At 35.5% G+C, this 26,980-nt stretch carries 31 protein-coding genes; 27 read left to right on the top strand and 4 right to left on the bottom strand.

The annotated features are described in order from the left end of the window. Positions 1 to 14 precede the first annotated feature (14 nt). Positions 15 to 494, top strand: coding sequence for a tetratricopeptide repeat protein (locus AC3IS5_RS14960; protein WP_489425130.1), 480 nt, complete (start codon positions 15 to 17; stop codon positions 492 to 494). 19 nt (positions 495 to 513) lie between these two features. Further along, positions 514 to 1,044: a P-loop nucleotide/nucleoside kinase family protein gene (locus tag AC3IS5_RS14955; RefSeq protein ID WP_489425129.1), complete on the top strand. Its 531-nt coding sequence runs from the start codon at positions 514 to 516 to the stop codon at positions 1,042 to 1,044. A 268-nt stretch (positions 1,045 to 1,312) separates the two neighbouring features. Here AC3IS5_RS14955 and fabI read toward each other — a convergent pair whose 3' ends face one another. Next, entirely contained in the window at positions 1,313 to 2,095 is a 783-nt protein-coding gene (gene fabI / locus AC3IS5_RS14950) for an enoyl-ACP reductase FabI (protein ID WP_193738891.1), read from the bottom strand. Positions 2,096 to 2,311: 216 nt separating this feature from the next. Between fabI and AC3IS5_RS14945 the strand changes: the two genes are divergently transcribed. Both AC3IS5_RS14945 and AC3IS5_RS14940 read left to right on the top strand, forming a co-directional pair. Then, the gene (locus AC3IS5_RS14945; protein WP_489427908.1) at positions 2,312 to 2,638 is read left to right on the top strand and encodes a PadR family transcriptional regulator; all 327 of its coding nucleotides are present in this window, start codon (positions 2,312 to 2,314) and stop codon (positions 2,636 to 2,638) included. Between the two features lie 74 nt (positions 2,639 to 2,712). Further along, positions 2,713 to 3,378, top strand: a complete 666-nt coding sequence (locus tag AC3IS5_RS14940; RefSeq protein WP_489425128.1) for a DUF1129 family protein — start codon at positions 2,713 to 2,715, stop codon at positions 3,376 to 3,378. A 232-nt stretch (positions 3,379 to 3,610) separates the two neighbouring features. Here the strand turns inward: AC3IS5_RS14940 and AC3IS5_RS14935 are convergent, their stop codons facing one another. Next, a complete protein-coding gene (locus tag AC3IS5_RS14935; RefSeq protein ID WP_038190800.1) occupies positions 3,611 to 3,859 on the bottom strand; it encodes a ferredoxin in 249 nt (82 codons plus the stop codon). A 105-nt stretch (positions 3,860 to 3,964) separates the two neighbouring features. Here AC3IS5_RS14935 and AC3IS5_RS14930 point away from each other — a divergent pair, with 105 nt between their 5' ends. The 5 genes from AC3IS5_RS14930 to AC3IS5_RS14910 all read left to right on the top strand — a co-directional run bounded on the left by AC3IS5_RS14930 (position 3,965) and on the right by AC3IS5_RS14910 (position 8,993). Beyond that, on the top strand, positions 3,965 to 4,996 hold the full coding sequence (locus tag AC3IS5_RS14930) for a YpbB family protein (protein WP_489425127.1): 1,032 nt from the start codon (positions 3,965 to 3,967) through the stop codon (positions 4,994 to 4,996). A 1-nt stretch (position 4,997) separates the two neighbouring features. After that, complete coding sequence (locus AC3IS5_RS14925) at positions 4,998 to 6,440, top strand: RecQ family ATP-dependent DNA helicase (RefSeq protein WP_489425126.1); 1,443 nt, start codon at positions 4,998 to 5,000, stop codon at positions 6,438 to 6,440. Positions 6,441 to 6,514: 74 nt separating this feature from the next. Then, complete coding sequence (locus tag AC3IS5_RS14920; RefSeq protein ID WP_489425125.1) at positions 6,515 to 7,192, top strand: LysM peptidoglycan-binding domain-containing protein; 678 nt, start codon at positions 6,515 to 6,517, stop codon at positions 7,190 to 7,192. A 399-nt stretch (positions 7,193 to 7,591) separates the two neighbouring features. Then, positions 7,592 to 7,738, top strand: coding sequence for a hypothetical protein (locus AC3IS5_RS14915; protein ID WP_489425124.1), 147 nt, complete (start codon positions 7,592 to 7,594; stop codon positions 7,736 to 7,738). A 295-nt stretch (positions 7,739 to 8,033) separates the two neighbouring features. Beyond that, on the top strand, positions 8,034 to 8,993 hold the full coding sequence (locus tag AC3IS5_RS14910) for a YpdA family putative bacillithiol disulfide reductase (RefSeq protein ID WP_489425123.1): 960 nt from the start codon (positions 8,034 to 8,036) through the stop codon (positions 8,991 to 8,993). A 183-nt stretch (positions 8,994 to 9,176) separates the two neighbouring features. Here AC3IS5_RS14910 and AC3IS5_RS14905 read toward each other — a convergent pair whose 3' ends face one another. After that, on the bottom strand, positions 9,177 to 9,824 hold the full coding sequence (locus tag AC3IS5_RS14905) for a LysE family translocator (RefSeq protein ID WP_489425122.1): 648 nt from the start codon (positions 9,822 to 9,824) through the stop codon (positions 9,177 to 9,179). Between the two features lie 214 nt (positions 9,825 to 10,038). Between AC3IS5_RS14905 and AC3IS5_RS14900 the strand changes: the two genes are divergently transcribed. Further along, complete coding sequence (locus AC3IS5_RS14900; protein WP_489425121.1) at positions 10,039 to 10,575, top strand: nucleotidyltransferase domain-containing protein; 537 nt, start codon at positions 10,039 to 10,041, stop codon at positions 10,573 to 10,575. A gap of 241 nt (positions 10,576 to 10,816) precedes the next feature. On the opposite strand, the gene AC3IS5_RS14895 is transcribed toward AC3IS5_RS14900, so the two are convergent. Then, a complete protein-coding gene (locus AC3IS5_RS14895) occupies positions 10,817 to 11,785 on the bottom strand; it encodes an asparaginase (RefSeq protein WP_489425120.1) in 969 nt (322 codons plus the stop codon). Between the two features lie 79 nt (positions 11,786 to 11,864). Between AC3IS5_RS14895 and prsW the strand changes: the two genes are divergently transcribed. The 17 genes from prsW (at position 11,865) to AC3IS5_RS14810 (ending at position 26,963) form a co-directional block, all read left to right on the top strand. Further along, entirely contained in the window at positions 11,865 to 12,539 is a 675-nt protein-coding gene (prsW, locus tag AC3IS5_RS14890) for a glutamic-type intramembrane protease PrsW (protein WP_489425119.1), read from the top strand. Between the two features lie 100 nt (positions 12,540 to 12,639). After that, positions 12,640 to 13,422, top strand: a complete 783-nt coding sequence (gene sleB, locus AC3IS5_RS14885; protein ID WP_489425118.1) for a spore cortex-lytic enzyme — start codon at positions 12,640 to 12,642, stop codon at positions 13,420 to 13,422. 11 nt (positions 13,423 to 13,433) lie between these two features. Then, positions 13,434 to 14,720, top strand: coding sequence for a PepSY1/2 domain-containing protein (locus AC3IS5_RS14880; RefSeq protein WP_489425117.1), 1,287 nt, complete (start codon positions 13,434 to 13,436; stop codon positions 14,718 to 14,720). A gap of 96 nt (positions 14,721 to 14,816) precedes the next feature. Continuing rightward, on the top strand, positions 14,817 to 15,467 hold the full coding sequence (locus AC3IS5_RS14875) for a flagellar brake protein (protein WP_489425116.1): 651 nt from the start codon (positions 14,817 to 14,819) through the stop codon (positions 15,465 to 15,467). 258 nt (positions 15,468 to 15,725) lie between these two features. Further along, positions 15,726 to 16,400 (top strand): (d)CMP kinase, encoded by a 675-nt coding sequence (cmk, locus tag AC3IS5_RS14870; protein WP_489425115.1) that lies wholly within the window; start codon positions 15,726 to 15,728, stop codon positions 16,398 to 16,400. 1 nt (position 16,401) lies between these two features. Further along, complete coding sequence (locus tag AC3IS5_RS14865; protein WP_340707526.1) at positions 16,402 to 16,992, top strand: lysophospholipid acyltransferase family protein; 591 nt, start codon at positions 16,402 to 16,404, stop codon at positions 16,990 to 16,992. 88 nt (positions 16,993 to 17,080) lie between these two features. Then, on the top strand, positions 17,081 to 18,223 hold the full coding sequence (rpsA, locus tag AC3IS5_RS14860; RefSeq protein WP_489425114.1) for a 30S ribosomal protein S1: 1,143 nt from the start codon (positions 17,081 to 17,083) through the stop codon (positions 18,221 to 18,223). Between the two features lie 204 nt (positions 18,224 to 18,427). After that, the gene (der, locus tag AC3IS5_RS14855; protein WP_038190744.1) at positions 18,428 to 19,738 is read left to right on the top strand and encodes a ribosome biogenesis GTPase Der; all 1,311 of its coding nucleotides are present in this window, start codon (positions 18,428 to 18,430) and stop codon (positions 19,736 to 19,738) included. A 29-nt stretch (positions 19,739 to 19,767) separates the two neighbouring features. Next, positions 19,768 to 20,784 (top strand): NAD(P)H-dependent glycerol-3-phosphate dehydrogenase, encoded by a 1,017-nt coding sequence (locus AC3IS5_RS14850; protein WP_489425113.1) that lies wholly within the window; start codon positions 19,768 to 19,770, stop codon positions 20,782 to 20,784. 186 nt (positions 20,785 to 20,970) lie between these two features. Next, the gene (locus tag AC3IS5_RS14845) at positions 20,971 to 21,192 is read left to right on the top strand and encodes a DUF2768 domain-containing protein (protein WP_227752011.1); all 222 of its coding nucleotides are present in this window, start codon (positions 20,971 to 20,973) and stop codon (positions 21,190 to 21,192) included. A gap of 23 nt (positions 21,193 to 21,215) precedes the next feature. After that, positions 21,216 to 21,932: a hypothetical protein gene (locus AC3IS5_RS14840; RefSeq protein WP_489425112.1), complete on the top strand. Its 717-nt coding sequence runs from the start codon at positions 21,216 to 21,218 to the stop codon at positions 21,930 to 21,932. Between the two features lie 57 nt (positions 21,933 to 21,989). Beyond that, positions 21,990 to 23,492 carry a stage IV sporulation protein A gene (gene spoIVA, locus AC3IS5_RS14835; protein WP_489425111.1) on the top strand — a complete coding sequence of 501 codons (1,503 nt, stop codon included), beginning with the start codon at positions 21,990 to 21,992 and terminating at the stop codon, positions 23,490 to 23,492. A gap of 191 nt (positions 23,493 to 23,683) precedes the next feature. Further along, on the top strand, positions 23,684 to 23,956 hold the full coding sequence (locus AC3IS5_RS14830) for an HU family DNA-binding protein (protein ID WP_038190738.1): 273 nt from the start codon (positions 23,684 to 23,686) through the stop codon (positions 23,954 to 23,956). Positions 23,957 to 24,507: 551 nt separating this feature from the next. Then, complete coding sequence (gene folE, locus AC3IS5_RS14825; protein ID WP_053417254.1) at positions 24,508 to 25,080, top strand: GTP cyclohydrolase I FolE; 573 nt, start codon at positions 24,508 to 24,510, stop codon at positions 25,078 to 25,080. Positions 25,081 to 25,141: 61 nt separating this feature from the next. Next, the gene (gene mtrB, locus AC3IS5_RS14820) at positions 25,142 to 25,363 is read left to right on the top strand and encodes a trp RNA-binding attenuation protein MtrB (RefSeq protein WP_053417253.1); all 222 of its coding nucleotides are present in this window, start codon (positions 25,142 to 25,144) and stop codon (positions 25,361 to 25,363) included. A gap of 101 nt (positions 25,364 to 25,464) precedes the next feature. Then, on the top strand, positions 25,465 to 26,253 hold the full coding sequence (locus AC3IS5_RS14815) for a heptaprenyl diphosphate synthase component 1 (RefSeq protein WP_489425110.1): 789 nt from the start codon (positions 25,465 to 25,467) through the stop codon (positions 26,251 to 26,253). A 5-nt stretch (positions 26,254 to 26,258) separates the two neighbouring features. Then, on the top strand, positions 26,259 to 26,963 hold the full coding sequence (locus tag AC3IS5_RS14810) for a demethylmenaquinone methyltransferase (protein WP_489425109.1): 705 nt from the start codon (positions 26,259 to 26,261) through the stop codon (positions 26,961 to 26,963). The last annotated feature ends 17 nt before the right edge of the window (positions 26,964 to 26,980 follow it).

Below are 26,980 nucleotides of genomic sequence, written 5' to 3'. Positions count from 1 at the left end.
GAGTGAGCCGATATATGCAAAGACTAGAGAAGGTTTTGAAACTACGAGCCAATAATTTATTAAAAGACTCCAATCAATTAATGATGAATATACAACATGATTTTCCAGAAGATGCATATGTTAATTATCAAACTGCATGGAGCTTTGATGTTCTAGGTCTTGAAAATGAAGCCATACCTTACTATGAAAAAGCTATCTTACTTGGATTAGATAATCAAGATGAGCCTAACGCTTATCTTGGCTTAGGAAGTACTTTTCGAACAATTGGAGAATATCAGAAGTCGGAAAAAGTATTTCAAGAAGGTATCACAAAATATCCGGATTTCAAAGCGCTTCAAGTGTTCTACGCAATGACCTTATTTAATTTAAAAAAGCACGAAGATTCTATTGGACAACTACTTGATGTGATTATAACGTCTACAAAAGATGAAAGTATTAAAGAATACGAGCGTGCTATTCATTTTTATAAAGATAAACTTCACCTAGTTTGGTAGAGTAAGGGGTTATGGAACAGTGTTTTTCATTCAAATGTCTGGATTTCCTGGTTCAGGTAAATCCACACTTGCGCAAGCTATTGCAAAGCGTACAGGAGCGATTATAGTTGATCATGACATCATTAAATCTGCCTTATTAACGAGTAGCACTGTAACTTTAGATAGAAAAACAACGGGCTCTATTTCTTATGAAATCGATTGGCAGTTAATCGATTATTATCTTGGACTAGGCAATAATGTGATTCTTGATAGTCCATGCTTGTATGATGAATTAATTGAAAGAGGACTATCACTACAGAAGAAGCATAATGTAACTTATAAATATGTGGAGTGCTTTCTAAATGATTTTGGAGAAATTAATCATCGGTTAGCTTCAAGAAATCGCAAGCTGAGCCAGATCGCCTCTATAAATTCAGAAGAGGATTTTTTATATACGATGCAAAATAGTAAAAAACCCGAAGAGATAAAATGTTTAAAGATAGATACCTTTCAGCCTATAGAATCTTACATTGACGAGGTAATCGATTATATCCAGAATGATCATTATTAAATCTTAGGAGGTCTAAATGATTTTAAATGGGGGATTGCTTCTTGGATCGCAAGTTTTTGGTTTGGAATTAAAGGAGTAAAATCCAAAGAAAATGGACCTGTAAAGTATTTTGGCATGGGTACTATTTCAATTGTTGTGATTGGTTATGTTTTAATTATTGTATTAGTTTTCATTCACGGTTTTGGCCATGATATATTTCTGAGAAGTTGTAACTTAATAGACTAGTAAGACATACAAAAAAACGCACTCTTATGAGTGCGTTTTAAAATTAAATCCCCATAATGTTATAGCCACCATCAATATAAATCGTTTCTCCAGTGACACCACGAGATAAATGACTCAGCATAACGATTGTCATATCAGCTACTTCAGCTTGTGTAACATTCCGTTTTAATGGTGCGCTTTCTTCAATTCGGTTTAAAATTTTGTTGAATGAAGGTACACCTTTTGCTGCTAATGTTTTAATTGCACCAGCTGAAATCGCATTAACACGAATATTATCAGCACCGATATCCGCTGCTAAATATCTTACAGATGCTTCAAGAGCTGCTTTAGCAACACCCATTACATTGTATCCTTCTAAGACACGTTCAGCACCAAGATAACTCATTGTTACAATTGAACCGCCTTCAGTCATATAAGGATGTGCAGCTTTTGCAGCTGCAATTAGTGAATAGGCACTTGTGTCTTGTGCAAAAGCATAGCCATCACGTGAAGTTTCAAGGAAACGGTTTTTTAAATCCTCTGCGTTTGCAAATGCCACTGAATGTACGATACCATGAATTGTACCAACTTTAGCACCAATTGTATCGAAAGCAGCTTTAATACTTTCATCGCTATTCACATCACATTGGATGAAAGTAGCTTCTTGGTCTTCATAACCTGCCATTAACTTTTCCAATTTCATTAAAGATCGTTCTTTTCGATATGTAAAGATGACGTTAGCGCCGACTTCGAAAAGAGATTTTGCGATTCCCCATGCAATGCTACGATCATTTGCCACGCCCATTACGACGATATTTTTATCTTTTAATTGTAATAAGTTCTCCATAATAGCCTCCTTATATAGTTACTATTAGTACCTGATACTAAAATTCTACCCTAAATTAGTGCTTAATGCAACTAATGATTTAACTACTTTGTATAACCATGTAGTTGACAATCAAACCATAACAATATATAGTCAATGTAGCTACTTTGTTATGCAAAGTAGTATTTTATTTACTTAGTACCTTGTCTTGCAATGTACTGAGAGGAGTTGAATATGGTGACAATTAGAAGTCAACTGCTAAAGGGCATATTAGATGGCTGTATATTGGCAGTGATTGAAAATGAAGTTGTCTATGGCTACGAGCTATCAAAAAAGCTACAAACGGTAGGTCTATCTGATGTCAGTGAAGGGACAATTTATCCGGTACTACTACGACTTCAAAAGAATGATTTAATTACAGGTGAAATGAGACCTTCAGATTCAGGTCCGAATCGTAAATATTATAAACTTACAACAGCGGGCAAAGAAGCATTAAATGATATTCGCTCGGAATGGCTCGGTATTGCTGATGCTGTAGGAAAGCTAATGAAAGAAAATGGTTAATATGCAGATAATTAATTCTATATCTTATAAAATTCTAAGTAGTGTGAACGACTATTGAAAAGGGATTGGTGAAAATGGTTATAGTGAAGAAGTTAATATCAGATAATAATGAAAAACGTAAGTTATTAACGAAAGAAAATGAAATCTATTTTGATAAATTACTCGTCTATATTAGAGCGCATTTATTACTCTCTGAACGTCAATCAGAGGAAGTATTAACAGAGATCCTCGACCATTTATTATTAGCTCAAGCGGAAGGGAAAACAGCGAGTGATGTTTTTGGTACTAATCCGAAAGTGTATGCCGAAGAAATAGTGGATGCATTGCCGAAAGAAAAGAAGGGAAGTCTTGTTACTTTTGGTGCGGAAATTTTATGTGACATAATCGGTTGGTTCATTATTATTGGAGCGATTGGTCGCTATTTCACAAAATCAGATCAGATTTATCTATATTCGTCTATTATAAATGTCATTGCAGTTGTTGCAATAGGTTCGGGCTTACTTTATGTAATATTGAAGCAGTTAAAACAAGGTGCCTTTGAAGAAAAAATGTCGAAAAGAACTATCGTTAAATCAGGAGTTTTGGGACTAGTAACGTTCGGCTTGTTTATAGCTATTCTTTACTTTACTGATGAGCTAGGCCCACTTGTTAATATTACTTGGTTTACTCAGCTAGGTGCAGGATCTGCATTATTACTTATTAGTTATTTAATGAAACGTGATCGGACGAAAAGTTATTAAAAAGCTGCAGAAGCAATTCTGCAGTTTTTTCTCTCTCTATTCGAAACGGAAGACATTTATAAGCAATTCAGCTGATACCATACCTAACATAATAGCTATAAAGATAAAAATAATTTCGCTCACTTCGTAATCAAATGACATTAGAGGACCAGCTTTTGAAAATAATTTAATATATAAAAAGATAAAAAAGACTATTTCCACAAAAAGTGAAAATAGCCACTGTACAGTAATACTATTCGTATTTCAATGCATCGCCTTCGAATGACTCGTCAGCTACTTTAATTGAATCAGTAGGACATCCTTCGAAAGCATCTTGCATATCTTCCATTAGATCATCTGGAACTTCTTCAGTTCCCATGTTATCATCTAGAATAACGAAGGCAATACCCTCGTCGTCATAATCATAAATATCTGGTGCAGCAGCGCCGCAAGCACCACATGCAATACATGTATCTTTATCAACAATGGTAAATTTCGCCATGCTTCTCTCTCCTTTATACAATCGCTCCTAATTAGCTTCCTTTTCATTCTAAAGTGCTTTTCAACACATTTCAACCAAAATTACTTATTCATGGGGGAAATCGCATTGTACATACAACAAATTTTGTTGCAGATTTTTCATAAATTTGGAGGTGAACGCTCCGTTTCAGCGGGTTTTCATTTGCTAAAAGGAAAACGTTCAGGACAAACAATTCAAGATGTAGGGAATTTTAATCTCCATTCCTTTTTCGGCTTAACACCTAAACTCACAAAAGAAAAATATATGGAGCATGCAGAGCAACTAATTGAATTAGGCTATGCTACATATAGAGATGAACAGTATTTTATACTAACAAATACCGGTTTAGAGGTACTTGAAAAAAGTAAATCTATGCATTTTAATGGATGGTATTATCGCGGAAATGAGCATATCTTTTTTAAAAGATTATCATTAGTCATACAATCATTGTCATATTCAGTACAGGAAATAAAATCGTTTGCTCCTATCCAGAAAGATGAAGATATTCAATTATGGGTAAAAAAATTTTTAGTAAAAAATAAATATAAATCAGACACGTTTTATCAGGCTATAAGAGTTGAAATCTCAGATTCTCTTAATAAGTTGGATGTTGAAGATTCCTCACTAAGTCTTTTACTCTATCGTTTAAGTGGATTTAATACACCTGGCTGGACTTGGCAACAGCTTGCTAGGGAACAAAATCGTTCTTTGTTAGATGTTCAACTAGCTTATATAGAAGCACTGCATATGTGGTTAGATGCTTTATATGAAGAGCCCAAGCGCTATTTGTCACAACTGGCTGAAGGAGTGCGTATTGAACAACTATTAACAGAGTCATCTCAAAAAACTGCAAACTTATTTCAACAAGGTTTTACGTTAGAACAAATTGCTATGATACGTCATTTGAAAGAAAGTACGATTGAAGATCATTTCGTAGAGATGGCGATGTCAATGTCGCAGTTTCCACTTGGACAATTTGTGGCATCTCAAGATGTTGAGGCAATTGTACATGCTGTAAAACATACAAATAGTAAAAAATTAAAAGTATTACGTGATGCCGTTCCTGAACTTTCTTATTTCCAAATCAGGCTCATTCTTGCGGCGAAAGGAGAAATGTGAAATGACAAATTTGGAGCAGCTGTTACAACAATATTTTGGTTATTCAACATTTCGCTCTGGTCAAAAGGAAGTAATAGAAGCAGTCATTGAAAATCAAGATGTGATTGCTCTATTACCTACTGGAATGGGAAAGTCACTTTGTTATCAATTACCGGGATATATATTAAATAAGCCGATATTAATCATTTCTCCATTGTTATCGTTAATGCAAGATCAAGTAGAGCAATTAAAACGATTTGGTGAAAAGCGTGTTGTAGCATTAAATTCATTTTTGCAAATGTCTGAGAAACGAAATGTATTGCAGCATTTACAGCAATATCGATTCATTTTTACTTCACCGGAAATGTTGATGAATCCACAAGTACAGGGTGCACTTAGAGAATTGCAGTTAGGGTTAATTGTTGTAGATGAAGCGCATTGTATTTCTCAATGGGGGTTTGATTTTAGACCAGATTATTTGAAAATTACGGACTGGTTAGATAATACAAAACGCCCACCAATTTTAGCATTAAGTGCCACTGCAACAGAGCAAGTTGTAAAAGATATGAAGAATTATTTGCATATGAAAGAACCTTTTGAATATATTCATTCTGTGGACCGTTTAAATTTACATTATGATGTAGTACAACTTGAAAACGCCGTTGAAAAAGCCCCATGGATAGTGGATCATGTCTTAAAAACTTGTGGTCCAGGGATCATATATACACAGTCCCGTAAAAAAACGGGTATCTATGCGGAGCAACTTTTAGCTAATGGTATTCGAGCAGCAGCATATCATGCGGGGATGGAGGCAGAAGATCGACAATTTATCCAACAACAATTTTTGGCTGGGCAGCTCGAATGGATTTGTGCAACTAACGCTTTTGGTATGGGGGTTCACAAAGATAATGTTCGTCAAATCATTCACGATCATATACCATCTACTGTAGCCAACTATATGCAAGAGGTAGGGCGTGCAGGACGTGATGGACAGGACGCACTGTCAATATTGCTTTATGTTCCAAATGATGAGGATATGACGAAATTTATCGTCACAGAAGATTTACCTCAGCAACGCCATGTGGAACAGTATGCAGCTTACATGCAACAAGGTGAAAACCCAGCAATTATGCTAGATCAACATCAAATAAGTGAAACTGGATTTCGTGTACTTTCTTATTGGATGCAAAGTTTGAAGCCAGAAGAAGTGCAGCAAAAGCTTACTGCAATTCGTTTTAGTAAAGTGCATCAAGTAGATGAAATGAAAGAACTTGTAACAGCAGAGAAATGTATACGAGAGCAGTTACTACATTATTTCGGGCAGTCATTAGAAGAAAAACCTGCTCATTGTTGCCATCATTGCGGTATAGAAGTTGGTGCAATTTTGAAGGAGAGAAAGCATTTAGAAATGCAGGGAATAACTTCATGGGAAGAGAGATTGACTGCTTTATTGCCGAATCTTTAACAGAACGTACATTTACTTTTATGTTGTATTTCGTCATAATATAGAATAGTACTAGTGAAAAAGGAGGGGTTAAGATGGCTCAAAAGGATTATCGCGAAAAGATAGAAGAGCATCGTCAAACCATTAAGTTAAAGCTCGATTCCGAGAATAACGAAAACCCTTCGAGAATGACCCGTAGTCAGCTTCATGGTAATAATAAAAAGAAAAAGAAACGACGTATTAATCCATTACCAACGATTTTAGCCGTTATCTTTATATCAATTCCAATATCTATCCTTATTTATGTAGGTTTTTTCTATGACAAGGGTGGTAATGAAGAAACGGAATTAGAAAAAGACCATGTGAAATTTGAAACCAATACAAAAGCAAATACACAAGCAAAAGCTGAAGAAAAAGCGGAAGACAAGAAGGAAAAAGAAAAAGCTAAAGAAGAAAAGAAAGCAATCAAAGACAAAGTGGATGGACCCACAAAGAAGGATGACAATACAGTGGTAGAACCTCCAAAGGATTCTGTTATAACAAATCCAAATAATAACGGACAGACTACTAAAACCAATACAACCTCTCCTTCAGAAGCTTATCAACAAGCGCAGGCGAGTGGTCGTTTACATACTGTTCAAACAGGGGATACACTTTATAACATAGCCATGAAGTATTACGGTAGTGTAGATGGCATTGCGAAGATTAAACAAGCAAATGGCTTAACTAGTGATAATGTTGTAGTTGGAACGAGCTTGGCGATCCCTCAATAACTATAGTTATAAAATTGAATAGATATCTGATAATGATTGGTAAAGTGAAATGATTCTAAAGAATACCTAGTACTCTCATCTTCCTAACATTGTGGTTGTTTCATTATTCACCAACATTCAGGGAGAAGTTCTATTGCAGACAGTGACATTTTAGTCATTGTCTGCTTTTTTTGTCGAAAGTTATATTTGTATTTTTTGATATATCTATCCTTTTAAGGATAGGAGCAAATTCATAATAAAAGAATGAACATCATGCTGAATAGCTGTTTGGAAAATACGCCAAATTTTATTAAAGCAGGTATATTGGGGAGCATGCCGAATCAATTTATTAAGCTATTGTTTCCTCATATCGATTTACTTTATTTTCATCTAGACATGTTCTTAATAAGGAGGCTAGAGATGTTAAGGCTTATTGATGACTTAGCTGGTGCTATTTATGATTTTATTAAATTTATTTTCACAAGTATTTCTTACCTTTTTGCGGGGATGTTTATTGTTGGAGTTCCGCTTTATTTAATTGCACTAGCATTTGAATGGTTTCAATAACCGGTTGCTTTTCTATGATCAAAGGGATACGATTTTTCTTATTTCAAATAATGGTGGCTATTGTTATATTTCGCTCTCGAAAAACCAACAGTAAAACTGAGCTGATTCTACATATTTGTAGAGCCAGTTCTATTTCTGTAGAAAAAACAGTTAAATTTTACATTACGTTGTCGAAAAAAAGTGCAAGAACCAAGAAAATTTTTATGGATGGGCGTATAATAGAGATGTTAATAGAGTATACAGTGTCACATCTCCTTGTTTATAGGAGATGTTTATTTATGAGGAGTGAAGGTTCATGCGTCAAATAGATGCAATTATCGTAGGTGGCGGGCCATGTGGTTTAGCAGCAGCGATTTCATTACAAGAAATTGGGTTACAACCAATAGTGATTGAAAAAGGAAATATTGTAAATGCCATTTACAATTATCCAACACATCAAACATTCTTTAGTTCAAGTGAAAAGTTAGCCATTGGAGATGTACCATTTATCATTGAACAGCCTAAACCGAAACGAAATCAGGCTTTAGTATACTACCGTGAAGTAGTAAAACGTAAAAACATTCAAATTAATCGCTTTGAAACGGTTCTTAATGTAACGCCAAAGAACGGTACATTCGAAGTTAAAACAGATAAAGATCAATATATAACTCCATATGTCATTATCGCAACGGGTTATTATGATCATCCAAATTACATGGGGATTGAAGGGGAAGAACTACCTAAAGTCCATCACTATTTTAAAGAAGCTCACCCCTATTTTGATACAGATGTATTAGTAGTTGGTGGGAAGAATTCTTCAATTGATGCTGCATTAGCCCTTCATAAAGCAGGTGCTCGTGTAACAGTTGTTTATAGAGGTGCAGAATACTCACCAAGTATTAAACCGTGGGTACTGCCAGACTTCGATGCCCTTGTGCGTAACGGTGAAATAGAAATGATGTTTGAGACAAATGTTATTGCCTTCAAAGAAGATGAAGTTATTTTATCAAAAGAAGGTAAGGAATTTATAGTGAAAAATGATTTTGTCTTTGCTATGACAGGTTACCATCCAGATCATGATTTCATCCGTGCTATGGGCGTTACAGTAGACAGTGAAACAGGACGCCCAACTTATAATCCTGAAACAATGGAAACGAATGTTCCAGGCTTATTTATCGCGGGTGTAATTGCAGCAGGAAATAATGCTAATGAAATTTTCATTGAAAATGGCCGTTTCCACGGTAATCTCATTGCCAACTACATTCAAGAGAAATAAAAAAAGCTGTCTCACTAGTCTTTTTGACTAAGAGACAGCTTTTACTATAAATAGGATAAGGCAGTCATAAACAGGTAAGGTATTAACCAATTCCTTAAGCAATCGAGCAAAACAATGTAGTTATTACAATGATTACTCCGGAAAAGAGCCAGTCAACCTATTATAGAAGGTGACTGGCTCTTTTTATATGGCTTTTTCCTCTAGAGCTAATCTTACACCAATGAAGACAAGCATTACTCCTGTCGTTTTGTTAAATATATTTTGAACGCCCGGTTTCATAAACCATTTTCGAATAATATTTAGTACATAGACAACAATGATAAACCATACAATTGCTAAAGCCATTAGTATTGCTGCAAGAATGCATAATTGAAAAATAATATTACCATTCGTATTTATAAATTGTGGCATCAGTGTCATATATACAATTAAGGTTTTTGGATTGAGTAAATCAGTTAGTATTCCTTGGTAAAAACATGATTTATGTGCCTTTGTGGAATACTCAGTAGTTCCAATTTCGTGTTTTTTATCAGATAACCCAATTGGAGAGGAACCTTTTGATAGCCAAGGTTTAATTCCCATCCATACTAAATAAGCAGCCCCTAAATACTTAATTAAATTAAATAAAAATAATGATTTCGCTACAATAGCAGCTAAGCCTAAAACAGCGATTAGTGTCCAAACAAATAAAGCTGCTACAATACTTAAAGTCGTAAAATGACCTGCTTTTTTACCGTATAAGATAGTGTTTTTGATAACCAATAATAAATCTACCCCAGGGACCATTACTAATAAAGCTGATATAAGAACGAACATGAAAATGTTTTCCATATGAACCCCCTTTTACATATATGCAATATATTTCATGAAGCATTAAAAGCCAAAAACTAAGTATCGTTTAGGGCAACTAGTTCTCAAGTAAGTCTACATTAAAAGCGTTTTCAAAATCTCTATTAATATATTTTTACACAATGTCATCCGCAAAATATAAAAAATTAAGAGAATATATTTAAGTAGGTAAAAAAATAAAAGGATGTGTATAAAGGTGGAAAGCAAAAACATTGTTCAAGAGTTTGATAAAACACAGTCCCAGTTAAGAATAATTCATGAGATAAATGGAATTAGTTTAGCTCTTAATAATAATTTATGGTTAAGAGGGGGATGGGCTATAGACTTTTTACTTGGAAGGATTATTCGGCCACACTCTGATATTGATTTTGTTACTTGGATACAATATCGAGAACAGTTGGAAAAAGCACTTGAGCATGCGGGCTTTCAGATATTTCCAGTTAGCGAGTTTCAAACTGATTTTATTAAAAATGATGTTGATGTGAGTATAGTTTTCGTAAAGCGTTCAGAAGAGGGGGACATTATAGCAAATGGTTTTCCAGAATGGATATGGAGGTCTGATGCTTTATCTACGAAATTTTATAATTTACAGGGTGTGTCAGTTTGTGTGTTAAGTCCACACCAATTACTTGAAGAAAAGAAGGATCATAAATTAGGAACAGGAAGAAAACTTAGACAAAAAGATATAGAGAGTATGAAAATAATTCAACAGATTATAAATGAAGTAAATTAAATGGAATTGAAAGTTAAAGCATCCAAATAAGCACTAATGATATTGAGAGAGCTTTTTAAAGATTATAAATGGCCTTTCCAAAGCGGTTAATTCATCCAGAAAGAACTAAATAAAAAATCAAGAATGCTGTTCAATCAACATTCTTGATTTTCAAAAAGGGTCGTCAATGAGTCGAAATCAGACTTGGTAGACATCCCTTTTTATTTAAATATTATTGATAATGATGAAAGTAGAAAAATTATTAAAAGAAATGTGCAACTTCAATAGGGGAATGTACTTGATTTAAGCCGATTAAAAGTTTTAGACGAGCTTTTTGGCCACTAATTCCTGGAGCATAAATGACACCCATATCCTCAAGCATTTTGCCGCCACCTTCATAACCGTAAACGCCTTGTGCAATACCGTTAAAACAGCGTGAAACTAAAACGACTGGGATTTGATGATCGAGCAGTGCTTTAATGCCAGATACGACAGCTGGTGGGACGTTACCTTGGCCTAAACCTTCTAATACCACACCATGGTAACCACTATCTATTGCCGACAATAAAAGGTCAGCTTCCATTCCTGCATATACTTTGAATAAGGCGACCTTTTTTTCAATTGTAGAAACTTCTACATATTGTTTTTGCAAAGGAGCGTGGTGAAAATGAATCATTGTTTTAGTAATAAGTCCGAGTGGTCCATACTGTGGACTTTGGAAAGTGCCAACATTTGAAGTTGAAGTTTTTGTAACGTTAGCAGCTGCATGAATTTCGTCATTCATAACAACTAGTACACCCTTATTTTTTGCATCTTCTGAAATAGCAACTCTCATTGCTTCAACTAAATTATAAACCCCGTCAGCCCCTAATTCATTAGAAGAGCGCATAGCTCCTGTTAAGACAATAGGGATTTCCAAATTCATTGTTAAATCAAGGAAATAAGCTGTTTCCTCTAGAGTATCAGTACCGTGAGTGATGACAACACCATCAATTACTTGCTTACTGACTGCTTCTAAAATAAAATTTTTCAATTTGAGCATTTCAATAGGTGTCATATGAGGAGAAGGTAAATTAAAAGCATCTAATTCTATAATATCAGCATACTGACTTAGTTTTTTACTTTCTACGATTAATGGATTAGTTTCTTTTGGAACAACAGCACCTGACTCCTCATTTACATGCATTGATATCGTTCCACCTGTATGTATTAATAAAATTGTTTTTTTCATGACAAATCCTCCTTGGATTACTTTTGCTAGATGTTATGAATGGTATAATAAATAGACATCGATTGAAAGGAGCAACTACATGTTTATCCTATTAACAGTGGCGATTGCTCCTGGCCTCGCGCTGTTTAGCTTTTTTTACCTACGAAATCAAATGGCTACGGAGCCTCGGAGAACATTGTTCCATACATTTATATATGGTGCAATCTTAACGTTCCCTATTCTATTTTTACAGTACGTTTTTCAAGAAGAGCAGATTTTTTCAAACCCAATCTTGGAAAATGTCGTCTTTACTGGAGTCGTTGAAGAATTTTTTAAATGGTTGATCTTAATGATTGCCATTTACCATCATGTTGAGTTTGATGATCCATATGATGGGATTTTATATGGTGTCGCCATTTCATTAGGTTTTGCGACAGTAGAAAATATTTTATACTTACTTTCATACGGTGTAAACACTGCATTTTTACGTGCGTTAATGCCGGTTTCCAGCCATGCGTTATTTGGTGTCGTCATGGGTTATTATTTAGGGAAATCGAAATTTTCTAAGAAAGAACAAGTAAATGAATATATCGCAGTTGCATTATTTGCACCTATTCTACTTCACAACGCATACAATTTAATCTTCTTTTTTCAAGATCATTGGTCATATTTAATGATTCCTTTTATGTTGTTTTTATGGTGGTTTGGGCTAAGAAAAGTAAAACAAGCCCACAATCACTTAATTCAACATCTATATGCTCAAAAAAAAATATAAGTGCCGAGAGAAATAATCTACTTCTCTTGGCATTTTTTTATGTGGTTTTGTATAAAAAACGTAGATTGAGACATTCTACGAAAAAGGAGGCTCACAATCAATGAGACTTTTTAAAGTACTTCTCATCATACTTATGACTTTCACTATTTTCGCAATGAACGATGTGCATCGCGGAGAAGCATTTTCTAATCAAGTGATTGCAAGGGGAGCCAATGGCGATGATGTAATTGAATTGCAAGCAAGATTGCAATATATCGGTTTTTATACCGGGAAAATTGATGGTAAGTTTGGTTATGGCACGTATTGGGCCCTAAGAAACTTCCAAGAAAAATACGGTTTGAAAGTTGATGGAATGGCTGGTACAACGACGAAGAAAAAATTAACTAATGCTTCAAATTATAATAAAGAATTTGTAATGGAGCAGTTAAAAAAGGGTAATCGATTTACGCATTATGGTGGTAAACCATTAGAACAGCAAGTTCAACAGGGAACAGGTGCACAATCTAATACACAACTACCAACTAAATTTTCAGATCAAGATTTGAGATTAATGGCCAATGCGGTTTACGGTGAAGCCAGAGGTGAGCCATACGAAGGCCAAGTTGCTGTAGCAGCTGTTATTTTAAATCGATTAGATAGTCCTGAATTTCCAAATACGATTTCGGGTATTATTTTCCAACCTAGAGCTTTTACTGCAGTTGCAGATGGTCAGATTTGGCTAACACCTAATGATCGTGCAATGGAAGCAGTAATTGATGCGATGAACGGTTGGGATCCTACTGAAAATGCGCTCTATTATTTTAATCCAAAAACAGCTACTAGTGAATGGATTTGGACAAGACCACAAATCAAAACAATAGGCCAGCATATTTTTTGCTTATAGGAGGTGCTTGATTGAAAAAGTTAACATTCTTTCTTGTTTATGCTGTTATAGTTCTTTCGGTATTTAGTTACACGTCTGCAAAGGAAAAAACAAATTTAAAACAGTTATTACATGCTCAATATACGAATCAGATGTCAGATGCTTCTAGCCAACTAAATGAGCTACAAAAAGCAGTGCAGCAATCCCTTCTTTTTAGTGACCCTACTGCATTAAATGATTCATTACAAGATGTTTGGCGTTTATCTTCAGATATTCGTCAAACAATTGGAGGTTTACCGCTAGATCGTGACTTTACAACGCAATGGATGAATTATTTAGGGCGTTTAGGTAATCAAGCGAAATTAACAATGACTTCTGAAGAATCGAAAGCAAATTGGAATAAAAGTATTTCCAATGTAGCTTCAAATTTAAGTTCCTTCTCAAGTGAGTGGGACGTTGCTACAGCGCATTTATTACAAGAAGATAAGCATTATAATAAATGGCTAGATCAACTATCCAATATGGATGTAAAAAATAATTTTACGAACTTATCTGCAACGGTAAAATCATATGCAGAAAGTGATTTTCCGTTAACATCAAGTGAAACGGATAATCAAAAGAAAAAAGATTTAATAGCATTAAATGATAAAGTTATTACAGAAAAAGAAGCTTTAGCACGTTTTAAAGAAATGTTCCCGCAATATGAAAAAGCAACAATTCGTATTGAAAAAAGTGCAAAAACAGCTCCATATCCGTTCTATCATATTACTTTCCATGAAGGAATTAGGTTAGGTTATGCAGATATTACGAAAAAAGGCGGACACTTATTATCGTTTTTAGTGGAACGACCAGTAGATAAAAGTACATTAAGCCAAGAAGAACTTATTAACAAGGCTAATAAACAGATGAAAGAACTAGGCTTCGATGATCTTAAAATTGAAGCATCTAGAGAAAATACAATGGCATGGCATTTAAATTATGTACGTATTAATCCATCTAATAAAGCGAAAGTATATGCCGATGGCGTACAAGTGAAAATTGCAAAAGACAACGGTGAAATCATTGGGATTAATGGTATGGAATATATTCAAAAAGAAACATTAAAAGATCAACCAATGAAAAAAATTGATTGGAAAACGTTTTTCGATAAAAATGTTGAAATCGTAGAAGAAGCGTTATCTTATAGTGAAAACGATAAAATGGAAGAACGTTTGTGCTACGAGTTGACAGTTGTTTATTACAATAAGAATGTTCCACATACGTTTAGAGTACTGGTAGATACAGAAACGGGCGAAATCATCAAGAATGAAAAATTATAGACCAAGTGCAAGGGGTATATTGTATTGTCTCTAGCATAATTTAACAATCCATGTCATAATTAAACCACTACTAAAGTGGCATAAAGGGAGATTGACATGGAACTTAAAATTGGTACATTAATCACGTTAGAACCCATCAATTCAGAATCTATGGAACGTTTTAAATGTAAAGTTGTGGAACAGAAGGATGGTAATATTTATATTGACTATCCAGTAAGTACAACTACTAATAGGACTTCCTTTTTATCTAGGGGCAGTCAATTCCGTGCATCTTTTATTGATGAAGAGAAAATAGCCCATGCTTTCAAAACAGAAGTACTTGGAAGGGTAAAAGCGAATATTCCGATGATTACGTTGTCCTTTCCAACTGACGAAGAAATTTATAAAATACAACGCAGAGAGTTCGTTCGTGTCTTAACACCTGTGGATGTCGCAGTACGCTTCAATGATGAATATTATCAATTTGTCACAGAAGACATTAGTGCTGGAGGTTTAGCGATCATTTTAAATCAAAAAGTGGCATTTAAAGAAAATGATGAATTTGATATGACGATTGCTTTACCTTTTTCTAATAAGGATGTTAAATATATTCAAACGAGAGCATCAGTTATTCGAATTATTGAAAGAGAAGACAGTGTTATTGCACCGTTGCACTTTACTGATACAGATGAGTTGGATCGTCAATATTTAGTGCGCTTCTGTTTTGAACGACAGCTATTAATGCGAAAAAAAGAAACAGCTTTTTAATTATCAAAGAGTCCTCTGAATTTTAGAGGACTTTTTATTTTAATGGGGAATATGTGAAGTAGTGGATTTAAAGTATAACCGCTACACTATTTTTGCTAATATTTTAAATAGCAGCTATAGAGTAATGATAGTGATTATTTTAAGTGACGAAAGTTATAGCAAGATTTTGGTTTTTAAGCACTACACGATTCGTAGTCAAACGTGTCGCCTCAGCATTTCGGTTGTGATACAATATTACGGAAAGAAGGGGTTGAAACCGTGAAAAAGAATATTCAAATCGCAATTGACGGCCCTGCTGGAGCAGGTAAAAGTACAATTGCTAAAATTGCAGCAGAAGCTCTAGGTTATACATACATTGACACAGGTGCTATGTATCGAGCTCTTACATTAAAAGCATTGAAAGAAAATATAAATTTAGAAGATGCGGAAAGTGTAACAAACTTATTAGGTAAGACTGACATTACGTTAAAACCTTCAGAAAATGGACAGCTAGTATTTTTAGATGGTCAAGATGTTTCTCAAGAAATTCGTTCAAATGAAGTAACGAGTAATGTTTCTAAAGTAGCCGCACATGCGGCTATGCGTGAAATTATGGTTCATCGCCAACAAGAAATGGCGAAATTAGGCGGAGTTGTTATGGACGGTCGTGATATCGGAACAGCTGTTTTAACAGATGCCGAATTGAAATTATACATGTCTGCAACTGTTGAAGAACGTGCACGTCGTCGTTTTGAAGATAATAAACAACGCGGTATTGTTTCTACTATTGAGCAATTACAAGAAGAGATTGCACTACGTGATAAATTAGATAGTGAAAGAGAAGCTTCTCCACTAGTGCAAGCACAAGATGCCATTTTCTTAGATACTACTGAGCTGTCTATTCAACAAGCAGCAGATGCTATTTTAAAACTAGTGCGTGAAAGGATGGCATAAGATGGACTTTTACCAATTTGCTAAATCTGTTGTCTTTACCGCTTTAAAACCGATTTACCGTATGGAAGTGATTGGCCTTGAGAACTTCCCGAAAGAGGGAGGCATTTTACTTTGTTCCAATCATATAGATGCACTTGATCCACCTGTTGTAGGAATTACTTCTCCTAGACCGGTGAATTTTATGGCAAAGGAAGAGCTTTTTAAATTACCTATTTTGAAAAGTATTTTACCAAGTGTTCATGCATTTCCAGTTAAACGTGGGTTAAGCGACCGCCAAGCGTTGCGCACTGCTCTTGATTTATTGAAACAAGGTCAAGTAGTTGGTATTTTCCCTGAAGGTACAAGAAACAAAACAGGTACTCTTGGTAAAGGTTTTTCAGGTGCAGGATTTTTCGCATTAAAAGGCGAAGCAAATGTAATGCCATGTGCCATTATTGGGCCTTACAAGCCATTCAGACGCTTAAAAGTGGTCTATGGTAAACCAATTGATATCGCACCTTATAGAGAACGTCGAGCAAAAGCAGAAGAAGTAACAGAGGTCATTATGGCGAGTATTCAAGAGTTACTCGATGAACATTATAAGAAAAATTAAAAAACTTCCAATAAAAAAGAGTTAATTTTTGTTTTTGTAAGAGAATTGGAATAAAATAGAGATGGAACGTTGTGAAGGAGGATTACATATGTCTGAAGAAATGAACTTGAATCAAGGTCAAGAATTCCGTGAGGGAGATATCGTCAAAGGTATCGTTGCTCAAGTTGAAGAAAAGGCAGTAACCGTATCAATTGAAGGTGCACCATTTGATGGTGTCGTACCAATCAGTGAGCTATCAAGCTTGCATGTTGATAAAGCTTCCGACGCAGTCTCAGTCGGCGATGAATTTGAATTAATCATTACAAAAGTAGAAGAAGAGAACTATGTGCTTTCAAAACGTAGAGTAGATGCTATTCATGCGTGGAAAGTGTTAACAACCAAGTTTGAAAATGGTGAAGTAATTGAATCAGAAGTAAAAGATGTCGTGAAGGGCGGCCTAGTGATAGATTTAGGTGTCCGCGGTTTCGTACCAGCGTCTCTTGTAGAAGATCATTTTGTTGAATCATTTGAAGATTACAAAGGTAGAACTATGGCCTTTAAAATTGTTGAAATGGATCAACAGAAAAACCGACTAATCTTATCTCATCGAGCAATCGTAGAAGGTGAAAAAGCTTCTAAAAAAGAGCAATTATTAGGCGGTATTCATGAAGGTGACGTATTAGAAGGAACCGTTCAACGATTGGCTTCATTTGGTGCATTCATCGATCTTGGTGGTGTAGATGGTTTAGTCCATATTTCACAGGTATCTCATGGGCATGTGGAAAATGTGTCAGACGTTCTTTCGGAAGGTCAAAAGGTAACTGTAAAAGTATTGTCTGTAGACAAAGACAACGAACGTATTTCACTTTCTATTAAAGAAACTTTGCCTGGACCATGGGAAGAAGTAGAAGAGAAAGCACCAAAAGGCGCTGTATTAACAGGTACTGTTAAACGATTAGTAAACTTCGGAGCTTTTGTTGAAGTGTTCCCGGGTGTTGAAGGCTTAGTGCATATATCTCAAATTGCACATAAGCACATTACAACACCACATGAAGTACTAAAAGAAGGTCAAGAAGTAGAAGTGAAAGTGCTAGATGTCAATAAAGACGAAAGCCGCTTATCGTTGAGTATTAAAGCGTTGCTTGAAAATGCTGAAGAGGAAGATTTTACTGACTACGAACTACCTGAAGAAACATCAGGCTTCTCTTTTGCAGATGTTATTGGTGACAAATTAAAAAATTTCTCTGAATAAAAAACGTTAAATGCAACAAAAAACTATATGGAGCAGGCGGGTTCTTCTCACATCCGCCTGTTTTTTTCTTGTAATGCCCTGTGTATCATTGTAATATATACATATATGATGACTTGAATTGTTGGTGATGGGGAACTTATAAGGTACCATCGCCTTTTTTGTTGTATAATATGTACTATTAGAAGTTGGAAGGATGAATAAATTATGACGAAACCGGTCGTAGCGATCGTAGGCCGTCCGAATGTCGGTAAATCGACTATTTTTAACAGAATCGTAGGTGAACGTGTATCTATCGTGGAAGATATTCCGGGAGTAACACGTGACCGTATATATAGTTCTGCGGATTGGTTAACACATGAATTTAATATTATTGATACTGGCGGAATTGATATTGGAGAAGAGCCTTTCTTAGACCAAATTCGTCACCAAGCAGAGATTGCCATGGATGAAGCGGATGTTATTATTCTTATGACAAATGGTCGTGAAGGCGTAACACTAGCTGATGAACACGTTGCGAGAATTTTATATAAAACAAAGAAACCTGTTGTTTTAGCTGTTAATAAAATTGATAATCCAGATATGCGTGAAATGATGTATGATTTCTATTCATTAGGATTTGGCGAACCATTCCCAATCTCAGGTTCACATGGCCTTGGATTAGGGGACTTACTTGATGAAGTGGCAAAACACTTCCCAGAAGATGATGAAGAGCAATATGGTGACGATGTCATAAAATTCTCTTTAATCGGCCGTCCGAATGTCGGTAAATCTTCGTTAGTAAATGCATTTTTAGGTGATGAACGTGTCATCGTAAGTGATATTGCTGGTACAACACGTGATGCAATTGACTCACCTTATGAATTTGATGGACAAGAATACGTAATCATTGATACAGCGGGTATGCGTAAAAAAGGGAAAGTGTACGAAACTACTGAAAAATACAGTGTACTTAGAGCACTAAGAGCTATTGAACGCTCAGACGTTGTCTTAGTCGTTTTAAACGGCGAAGAAGGTATCCAAGAACAAGATAAAAAAATTGCTGGTTACGCTCATGAAGCGGGTAAAGCAGTTATTATCGTCGTAAATAAATGGGATGCTGTTGAAAAAGATGAAAAGACAATGAATCATACAACAAAAGTGATTCGTGAGCAATTCCAATACCTTGATTATGCGCCAATCGTATTCGTATCAGCGAAAACGAAAAAACGTGTGCATTCATTATTGCCAGTTGTTAACCGAGCAAATGAAAATCACTCTATGCGTATTCAATCAAGTATTTTAAATGAAGTTATCGCAGATGCTGTTGCAAGAAACCCTGCTCCTACTGATAAAGGTCGCAGATTACGTATTTACTACGTTACTCAAGTTGCAATTAAGCCACCAACATTTGTTGTCTTTGTAAATGAACCAGAACTTATGCACTTCTCTTATGAACGTTTCTTAGAAAATCGTATTCGTGAAACATTCGATTTCGAAGGCACGCCTATTCGTTTGATTACACGTGCCCGAGGATAATAGTTAAATCTAGGTGGGGGGATCCAAACATGGATAAAGTAACAGTTTTAGGTGCGGGCTCATGGGGCACGTCACTAGCAATAGTATTAGCTGAAAATGGTCATGATTGCCTACTTTGGTCACATCGTGAAGAACAAGCTAACGAAATTAATGAGCAACACACAAATGCGAAGTATTTACCAGGTGTACAACTACCAACTACATTAAAAGCAACACATATATTAGCAGATGCAGTTGCACATGCAGACGTGATTGTCATGGCTGTCCCTACAAAGGGTATTCGCGAAACTTGTCAAAAAATGATGAAGACTTTAGATCGTAAAATTTTATTTGTCCATGTTTCAAAAGGAATTGAACCTGATTCATTATTACGCATTTCTGAGATTATGAGAGAAGAAATAGATGAAGCTTTAATTGAAGACATTGTTGTTCTTTCTGGTCCAAGTCATGCTGAAGAAGTAGTGTTGCATCATCCTACTACTGTGGCAGCAGCGTGTGAAAACTTAGCATCTGCCGAGCGCGTCCAAGATTTGTTTATGAATCAGTATTTCCGTATTTATACGAATACAGATGTTATTGGAGTAGAAATGGGTGGTGCGTTGAAAAACGTTATTGCTTTAGCTGCAGGGGTAACTGATGGTTTAGGATATGGGGATAATGCTAAGGCAGCCCTTATTACAAGAGGTTTAGCAGAAATGTCACGCTTAGGTGTGAAAATGGGTGCAGAGCCTTTAACATTCTCAGGACTTGCTGGTATGGGTGATTTAATCGTCACATGTACAAGTGTTCACTCACGTAACTGGCGTGCGGGGAATATGCTTGGTAAAGGTATGACATTGCAGGAAGTACTGGACCAAATGGGCATGGTTGTAGAAGGTGTCCGTACAACAAAAGGGGCACATCAGCTAGCTGAGAAATACGATGTAATTATGCCAATCACATCAGCGCTATATGAGGTGCTATTTGAAGAACAAAATGCTACTGAAGGTGTAGAGAAGCTAATGCAACGTATGAAAACACACGAAATGGCAGGGTTCTTTGAATAATTGTGATATTTGTCACAAAATTGTACGATAAACAAAACCGTTATAAAACTGTTTAAAATGCAGTGATATCAAGCTCTATTATTAATATGGACAAGAGGTGATGCTTCCTCACCTCTTGTTTTTTTGTGATATAATTTCATCTGTGAGAATGGAAACGGTTTCTAGTTAAGAAAGGTGGTTGGTCTGTTGTCAAGCTTAGTCCTACTAAATGGTACTCCTTTTTCTCCAATGGATATGATGTGGATATCTTTCTATTCTATTGGTTTTATGTTAGTAGCGATGGGGTTAATTTACTTAAGTCGTCATAAAATCAAAAATGCAATAGTGAGTTCAATTATAGCGTTGATCTCATATTTATTTTTATTCATAGGTTTCTTGACGATGATGTTTGTCGTCTTCACATGGTAATCCTAAGAAAATGAGGTAAGTATATGAAAAAAACGAGAATATTATTGTTGGTGGCTGTAATAGCTACTCTGTTATCTGGCTGTATGTACCCGCAATCAGAACGAGCTGAAAATCAAGTTCCAGATGAGGCACAACTAATAGTAGTCCAAAAGGCGATAGATTCTTTTAGAAAGACTTCAGGCGGATTGCTACCTATCCAAAATCGTGAAGAAAATGTAGATCAATATATTAAGTACCCTATTCAATTCGAAAAATTACTAAATGGTCATTTAGACAAGATTCCTGGAAATGCTTATGAAAAGGGTGGGATTTATCAATATGTCATTTGGGATGCAGAGAGTAAAAAACCACTTGTTAAACTAGTAGACTTACGAGGTGCAGAAATAATTCGTGAATTGAACATAAAAAAAGGTGTGAATGGTTTCGTACCAATCTCTGATAAAATTATTGGTGATATTTATCAAATGGATTATGTGAAGATGGGTTACAAAAAATCACCTTCAGTACCAAGTCCTTATTCGAGTGTAAATCTACCTTTAGTTGTAAAAGGTAGTGGAGAAATTTGTATTGATTATTCTATTGAATTACAACGAATCTTAGATGAAGATAATCCAAAAGTAAAATCAGGCGATGACATCCGTTATTTATTATCGGATAAATACGCTATTCTACCAGCCTATTCTTTGCCGTATACAGTAAATGATAAGAATGAAGTCATTTTCTTAACCGATAAAAAATAACCTTCTAAAACGTTTGATGCTTTTAGCATGAAACGTTTTTTTCGTGCATAGAATAGATTGCGTAGAATAGGAGGGATTCACATTTCAGAACAATTATATGAGCAAATTGTGGAGCGCACAAACGGTGATGTATATATTGGGGTAGTAGGGCCGGTACGAGTAGGGAAATCAACGTTTACAAAGCGTGTAATGGAAGTTATGGTATTGCCAAACATTACAGATGAAGCAGAACGATTACGAGCACAGGACGAGCTGCCTCAAAGCTCTCCAGGCCCTGTAATAATGACATCTGAACCTAAATTCGTCCCAGCTAAAGGAACACAAATTGCAGTAGGAGAAGGGCCTCTTACGATGCAAATTAGGCTGGCTGATTGTGTGGGTTATATTATTGATGGTGTGAAGGGATATGAGGATGAAAATGGTCCGAAATTAGTACACACGCCATGGCATAATGAGCCAATTCCTTTCCAGGAAGCAGCTAGAATTGGAACAGATAAAGTCATCCGTGATCATTCAAATATTGGTATTGTTGTCACTACAGATGGCTCTGTTAATGGTATTCCAAGGCAGGCAGCTGAAAAAGCAGAAATCGAAATAATTGAGCAACTTCAGGCAATAGGTAAGCCATTTGTTGTGGTAATAAATAGTAAAATGCCTGCGCATAAAGATACTGTGGCCCTGAAAAAAGAGCTATCGGATCGCTATCAGGTACCAGTAATTAGTACTTCTGCGGATCAAATGAGTGTGCAAGAAGTAAATGAAATTTTGAAAGAAGCACTTTACGAATTTCCAATTACATCGATCGAAGTGGAACGCCCTGATTGGATGGAGGTCATTGGAGAAACGAATCCAATTAACGTCTCTTTAAATGATGTTATCGCTACATGGAGTGATTCCGTGACGAAAATAAGAGATGTAAAACATATTGCAACAAAATTAAGTGAAGAAGATTATATTTCTAATGCAGAAGTGACCGATGTCAATCCAGGCATGGGTAGTGCAAGAATTACTCTTCAAGTAAAAAATGATATATATCAAGCTATTTGTGAACAATTTTTGGATGAACCGGTGGTTACCAAAAAAGAATGGCTGTTATTTATTAAAGAATCACAGGAAGCTAGACAGGCTCATAAACGCTTCCATGAAGCTATCGAAAAAGCTAAAAAAGACGGTTATGGAGTTACTCTACCTAATACGCAAGAACTTGAGCCATCACCACCAGAAATCATTAAACAAAATAATTTCTTCGGTGTACGCATGAAGGCAAATGCGCCGTCTTATCATATTATACGTATCGATATGGAAGCAGAGTTTGCTCCGTTAATAGGGTCTGAGTTTCATAGTCAGCAGCTATTAAAAGATTTGAAACATGGATATTATCATGATAGAGATGCACTTTGGAATACCCAATTATTTGGTACACCGCTTTATGAGGTAATGAAGGAAAGTATAGCTTATAAAACAAATGCTGTTCCAGCTCATGCGAAAACGAGAATGCGTCAAACGATTGAACGAATGGTAAACCAAGGTGATCGTGGTATGGTAACTTTTATTTTATAATTACCAAATAACCTATAAATAAAACAAAAAAAGCCTTTTTGTGACCGTGCAAAAAGGTTTTTTTGCGTTTTACAGGGATTATATTTGCTTAAACTAGGTAAAAGGAGTATAAATATTGTTGCATAGGGTTTTCGGTTGTGATAATCTTTTTACATGATTGAGTCAATGCCCCTTGAGAGGAGGTGAATGGTGTGAATAAAACAGAATTAGTTAACTCTGTTGCTGAAGCTGCAGGTCTTTCTAAAAAAGACGCTTCTAAAGCAGTTGAAGCAGTATTTGATACAATTCAAGAAGCTCTTACAACGGGTGATAAAGTACAATTAATCGGTTTTGGTAACTTTGAAGTACGTGAACGTGCGGCTCGTAAAGGTCGTAACCCACAATCAGGTGAAGAAATCGAAATCGCTGCTAGCAAAGTGCCTGCTTTCAAACCAGGTAAAGCGCTTAAAGATGCTGTCAAATAATAGTATCTAGGGTACATAGAACAGCTTTCTTCGGAAGGCTGTTCTTTTTGTTTGCTCTTAGCTATTTTGTTTTTTGATGAATTAGCACACTAGAAATGAACAAGAAATTTGTAATTCTTGTTTATTTCTAGTGTGAGGAGCAGGGAAATGTAATAATTCCTGTTGTTATTTAGCAGTTAAGATACTATTTGTTTTAGAATTATTCACTTTTTTAGTTTCGTATGTTATATAGTTATATAGCTTTTAATTGTAAGACGGAAAATAAATAAGTTATTGAATTTAGTGGGTACTTATAAGTACAGAGATATTTTCTATAAAATCTGCCATCTAGAATGGATAGGGTAGGGTTTATAACGAAAAGTGAATACATATGAAATGGCCTATTGAGTTGAGTAAATAAAAAAATATAAAACCAATATACTTTTGAGAAAAAAGGCAATGGATAAATCACCAAAAATACCCGCTCTAATATTAGGCAAGGCATTTTGCATTTTGCTTTGATTGTGCTAACATCACAAGGTAACTAGTAATGCAGATATAATGGGGGATTAATGTTGACTACTACGGATTTAAATAAAATAGAACAAGCGATTAAAATGATTCTTGAAGCAGTTGGAGAAGATCCGAATCGTGAAGGACTTTTAGATACACCAAAGCGTGTTGCAAAAATGTATCAAGAAATGTTCTCAGGATTGCATGAAGATCCAAAAAAATATTTTGAAACAGTTTTCCATGAAGGTCATGATGAGGTTGTCCTAGTGAAGGATATCCCATTCTTCTCAATGTGTGAACATCATCTAGTACCATTTTATGGTAAAGCGCATATTGCATACATACCAAAAGATGGCGTTGTTGCAGGTTTAAGTAAATTAGCAAGAACTGTCGAAACAGTGTCGCATCGTCCGCAATTACAAGAACGAATTACTGCAACAATTGCTGATACGTTGATGGAAATGCTGAATCCACAAGGTGTTTATGTGGTTGTTGAAGCAGAGCATATGTGCATGACAATGCGAGGAATTAAAAAGCCTGGAGCAAAGACTATCACATCTGTAGCAAAAGGAATCTTTGAAGAAGACGACGTAAAACGTTCAGAAATACTATCATTCATTCAAATGTCTTAAAATAGCCCTTTATTTGTGATATGATGAACAAAGGAAATAATGTAGCAAGGAGAATGTTGATATGTCTCAGAGTGACTATATAGTAATCCGTGCGGAAGAAGATGGCGTTCACGTGATCGGTTTAACTCGCGGTACAGATACAAAGTTTCATCACTCCGAAAAGTTAGATAGTGGAGAAATTATGATTGCACAATTTACAGAGCATACATCAGCTATGAAAATTCGCGGTAAAGCAGAAATTCATACAGCTTATGGCGTCGTAAATAGTGAAGCAAAAAAATAATCATAAACTTAAATTTTTAAAAAACTAGTATGGCACGAAAATTATATATATGTTCGTAAAGTATATGACAACAGGAAATGAACTGAAATGGAGAAAAGTTTATGAATGCAACTATCATTGAAAACAAAATACAAGAATTACAAGCCGATATTTTAATGCAATTGCATCATAGAACGCTCCTCAAATATACAGGTCAGCCCATCGTTGAAAATGAGACATTGTTTTATCTATTGTTGCCATTCCTGAATGGTGAAATATGGACAAACGAGCAAGATGAAGTATCTACAACAATTGGTATTATTTACACTGCACTTCATGCGCATGACCAAATCGATGAAGTAGACGCTACTTCGAAAAACCAACAATTAACTGTGTTAGCAGGAGACTTTTATAGTGGCATGTATTATCAACTATTGTCTAAGATACCTAATATCGCTTTGATTCGCTCATTATCGAATGGTATCGTTGATATTAGTGAGAAAAAGACGGCTATCTATGAACCAACTATTCGACCTATAGCAGAATGGTTGGATGCATTAACTGTCATCGAAACGAAGTCTATTGAACAATTTATGAAACATTATCATTTAGACCAATATATTCCACTGGTGCAGCAAGGCTTATTATTAAATAGACTGGCTTATGAATTGCGAAACTTACAAGAAACACATATGAAGACTCGCATTGTGGCAGCCATTGAGAAAAGTGAGCAATTTACTTCTACGAAGAGATCAGCAGAGAGAATTTTAGAAGAATTAGTATCAGAGCTTTCATCTACATTTACTCGAAGTATTTCAACTTCTCCATTTCTTCAAGATGAAGTGAAAACGCTCATTGTAAATCGCATGCCACGAATTGCATGTGCACATCAAACGACGAGAGAAGGTTGAAAACAGTGTCGCAATCTAAAGAAGAACGCGTACATGAAGTGTTTGAGAATATCTCTGATAGCTACGATAAAATGAACTCTGTCATTAGCTTTCAATTACACAAAAAATGGCGTAAAGATACGATGAATCGTATGCAAGTTAAGCCAGGCTCTAAAGCTTTAGACGTTTGCTGTGGTACAGCAGACTGGACAATTACTATGGCAGAAGCCGTTGGAGAGACAGGACAAGTAACTGGTCTTGATTTTAGTCAAAACATGCTAAATGTAGGCATCGAGAAAACAAAAACTTACCCTCAAATAAATCTTATACAAGGGAATGCCATGGAATTACCTTTCTCAGATAATTCATTTGATTATGTAACAATTGGTTTTGGACTTCGCAATGTACCAGATTATATGCAAGTGTTGAGTGAGATAAACCGTGTGTTGAAGCCAGGTGGCATGGCAGTTTGTTTAGAAACATCACAATCAGAAATTCCTGGATATCGTCAATTATTTAGATTATATTTCAAATATATTATGCCGATTTTTGGTAAGCTATTTGCTAAAAGCTATAAAGAGTATTCATGGTTACAAGAATCTGCAGATGAATTCCCGGGTATGAAGCAATTGAAGAAGATGTTCGAGCAAGTAGGCTTCGAAAATGTGAATTATAAAGCATACAACGGTGGAGCAACCGCTATGCATATGGGCTTTAAAAAAGAAAACTAGGTGGGAGAAGGTTTATT

The organism is Viridibacillus sp. KH_047 (assembly GCF_057838945.1).
This window is presented reverse-complemented; position numbering and strand designations above follow the sequence as displayed.

Excerpts from the sequence above, each read along its gene's own strand:
- fabI (WP_193738891.1), bottom strand. The coding sequence starts at position 2,095 with ATGGAGAACTTATTACAATTAAAAGATAAAAATATCGTCGTAATGGGC.
- AC3IS5_RS14910 (WP_489425123.1), top strand. The coding sequence starts at position 8,034 with ATGCGTCAAATAGATGCAATTATCGTAGGTGGCGGGCCATGTGGTTTA.
- AC3IS5_RS14815 (WP_489425110.1), top strand. The coding sequence starts at position 25,465 with ATGAATGCAACTATCATTGAAAACAAAATACAAGAATTACAAGCCGAT.
- rpsA (WP_489425114.1), top strand. The coding sequence starts at position 17,081 with ATGTCTGAAGAAATGAACTTGAATCAAGGTCAAGAATTCCGTGAGGGA.
- AC3IS5_RS14875 (WP_489425116.1), top strand. The coding sequence starts at position 14,817 with ATGGAACTTAAAATTGGTACATTAATCACGTTAGAACCCATCAATTCA.
- AC3IS5_RS14850 (WP_489425113.1), top strand. The coding sequence starts at position 19,768 with ATGGATAAAGTAACAGTTTTAGGTGCGGGCTCATGGGGCACGTCACTA.
- AC3IS5_RS14960 (WP_489425130.1), top strand. The coding sequence starts at position 15 with ATGCAAAGACTAGAGAAGGTTTTGAAACTACGAGCCAATAATTTATTA.
- AC3IS5_RS14865 (WP_340707526.1), top strand. The coding sequence starts at position 16,402 with ATGGACTTTTACCAATTTGCTAAATCTGTTGTCTTTACCGCTTTAAAA.
- prsW (WP_489425119.1), top strand. The coding sequence starts at position 11,865 with ATGTTTATCCTATTAACAGTGGCGATTGCTCCTGGCCTCGCGCTGTTT.
- AC3IS5_RS14915 (WP_489425124.1), top strand. The coding sequence starts at position 7,592 with ATGTTAAGGCTTATTGATGACTTAGCTGGTGCTATTTATGATTTTATT.
- folE (WP_053417254.1), top strand. The coding sequence starts at position 24,508 with ATGTTGACTACTACGGATTTAAATAAAATAGAACAAGCGATTAAAATG.
- mtrB (WP_053417253.1), top strand. The coding sequence starts at position 25,142 with ATGTCTCAGAGTGACTATATAGTAATCCGTGCGGAAGAAGATGGCGTT.
- der (WP_038190744.1), top strand. The coding sequence starts at position 18,428 with ATGACGAAACCGGTCGTAGCGATCGTAGGCCGTCCGAATGTCGGTAAA.
- AC3IS5_RS14935 (WP_038190800.1), bottom strand. The coding sequence starts at position 3,859 with ATGGCGAAATTTACCATTGTTGATAAAGATACATGTATTGCATGTGGT.
- AC3IS5_RS14920 (WP_489425125.1), top strand. The coding sequence starts at position 6,515 with ATGGCTCAAAAGGATTATCGCGAAAAGATAGAAGAGCATCGTCAAACC.
- AC3IS5_RS14940 (WP_489425128.1), top strand. The coding sequence starts at position 2,713 with ATGGTTATAGTGAAGAAGTTAATATCAGATAATAATGAAAAACGTAAG.
- AC3IS5_RS14895 (WP_489425120.1), bottom strand. The coding sequence starts at position 11,785 with ATGAAAAAAACAATTTTATTAATACATACAGGTGGAACGATATCAATG.
- sleB (WP_489425118.1), top strand. The coding sequence starts at position 12,640 with ATGAGACTTTTTAAAGTACTTCTCATCATACTTATGACTTTCACTATT.
- AC3IS5_RS14840 (WP_489425112.1), top strand. The coding sequence starts at position 21,216 with ATGAAAAAAACGAGAATATTATTGTTGGTGGCTGTAATAGCTACTCTG.
- AC3IS5_RS14905 (WP_489425122.1), bottom strand. The coding sequence starts at position 9,824 with ATGGAAAACATTTTCATGTTCGTTCTTATATCAGCTTTATTAGTAATG.
- AC3IS5_RS14925 (WP_489425126.1), top strand. The coding sequence starts at position 4,998 with ATGACAAATTTGGAGCAGCTGTTACAACAATATTTTGGTTATTCAACA.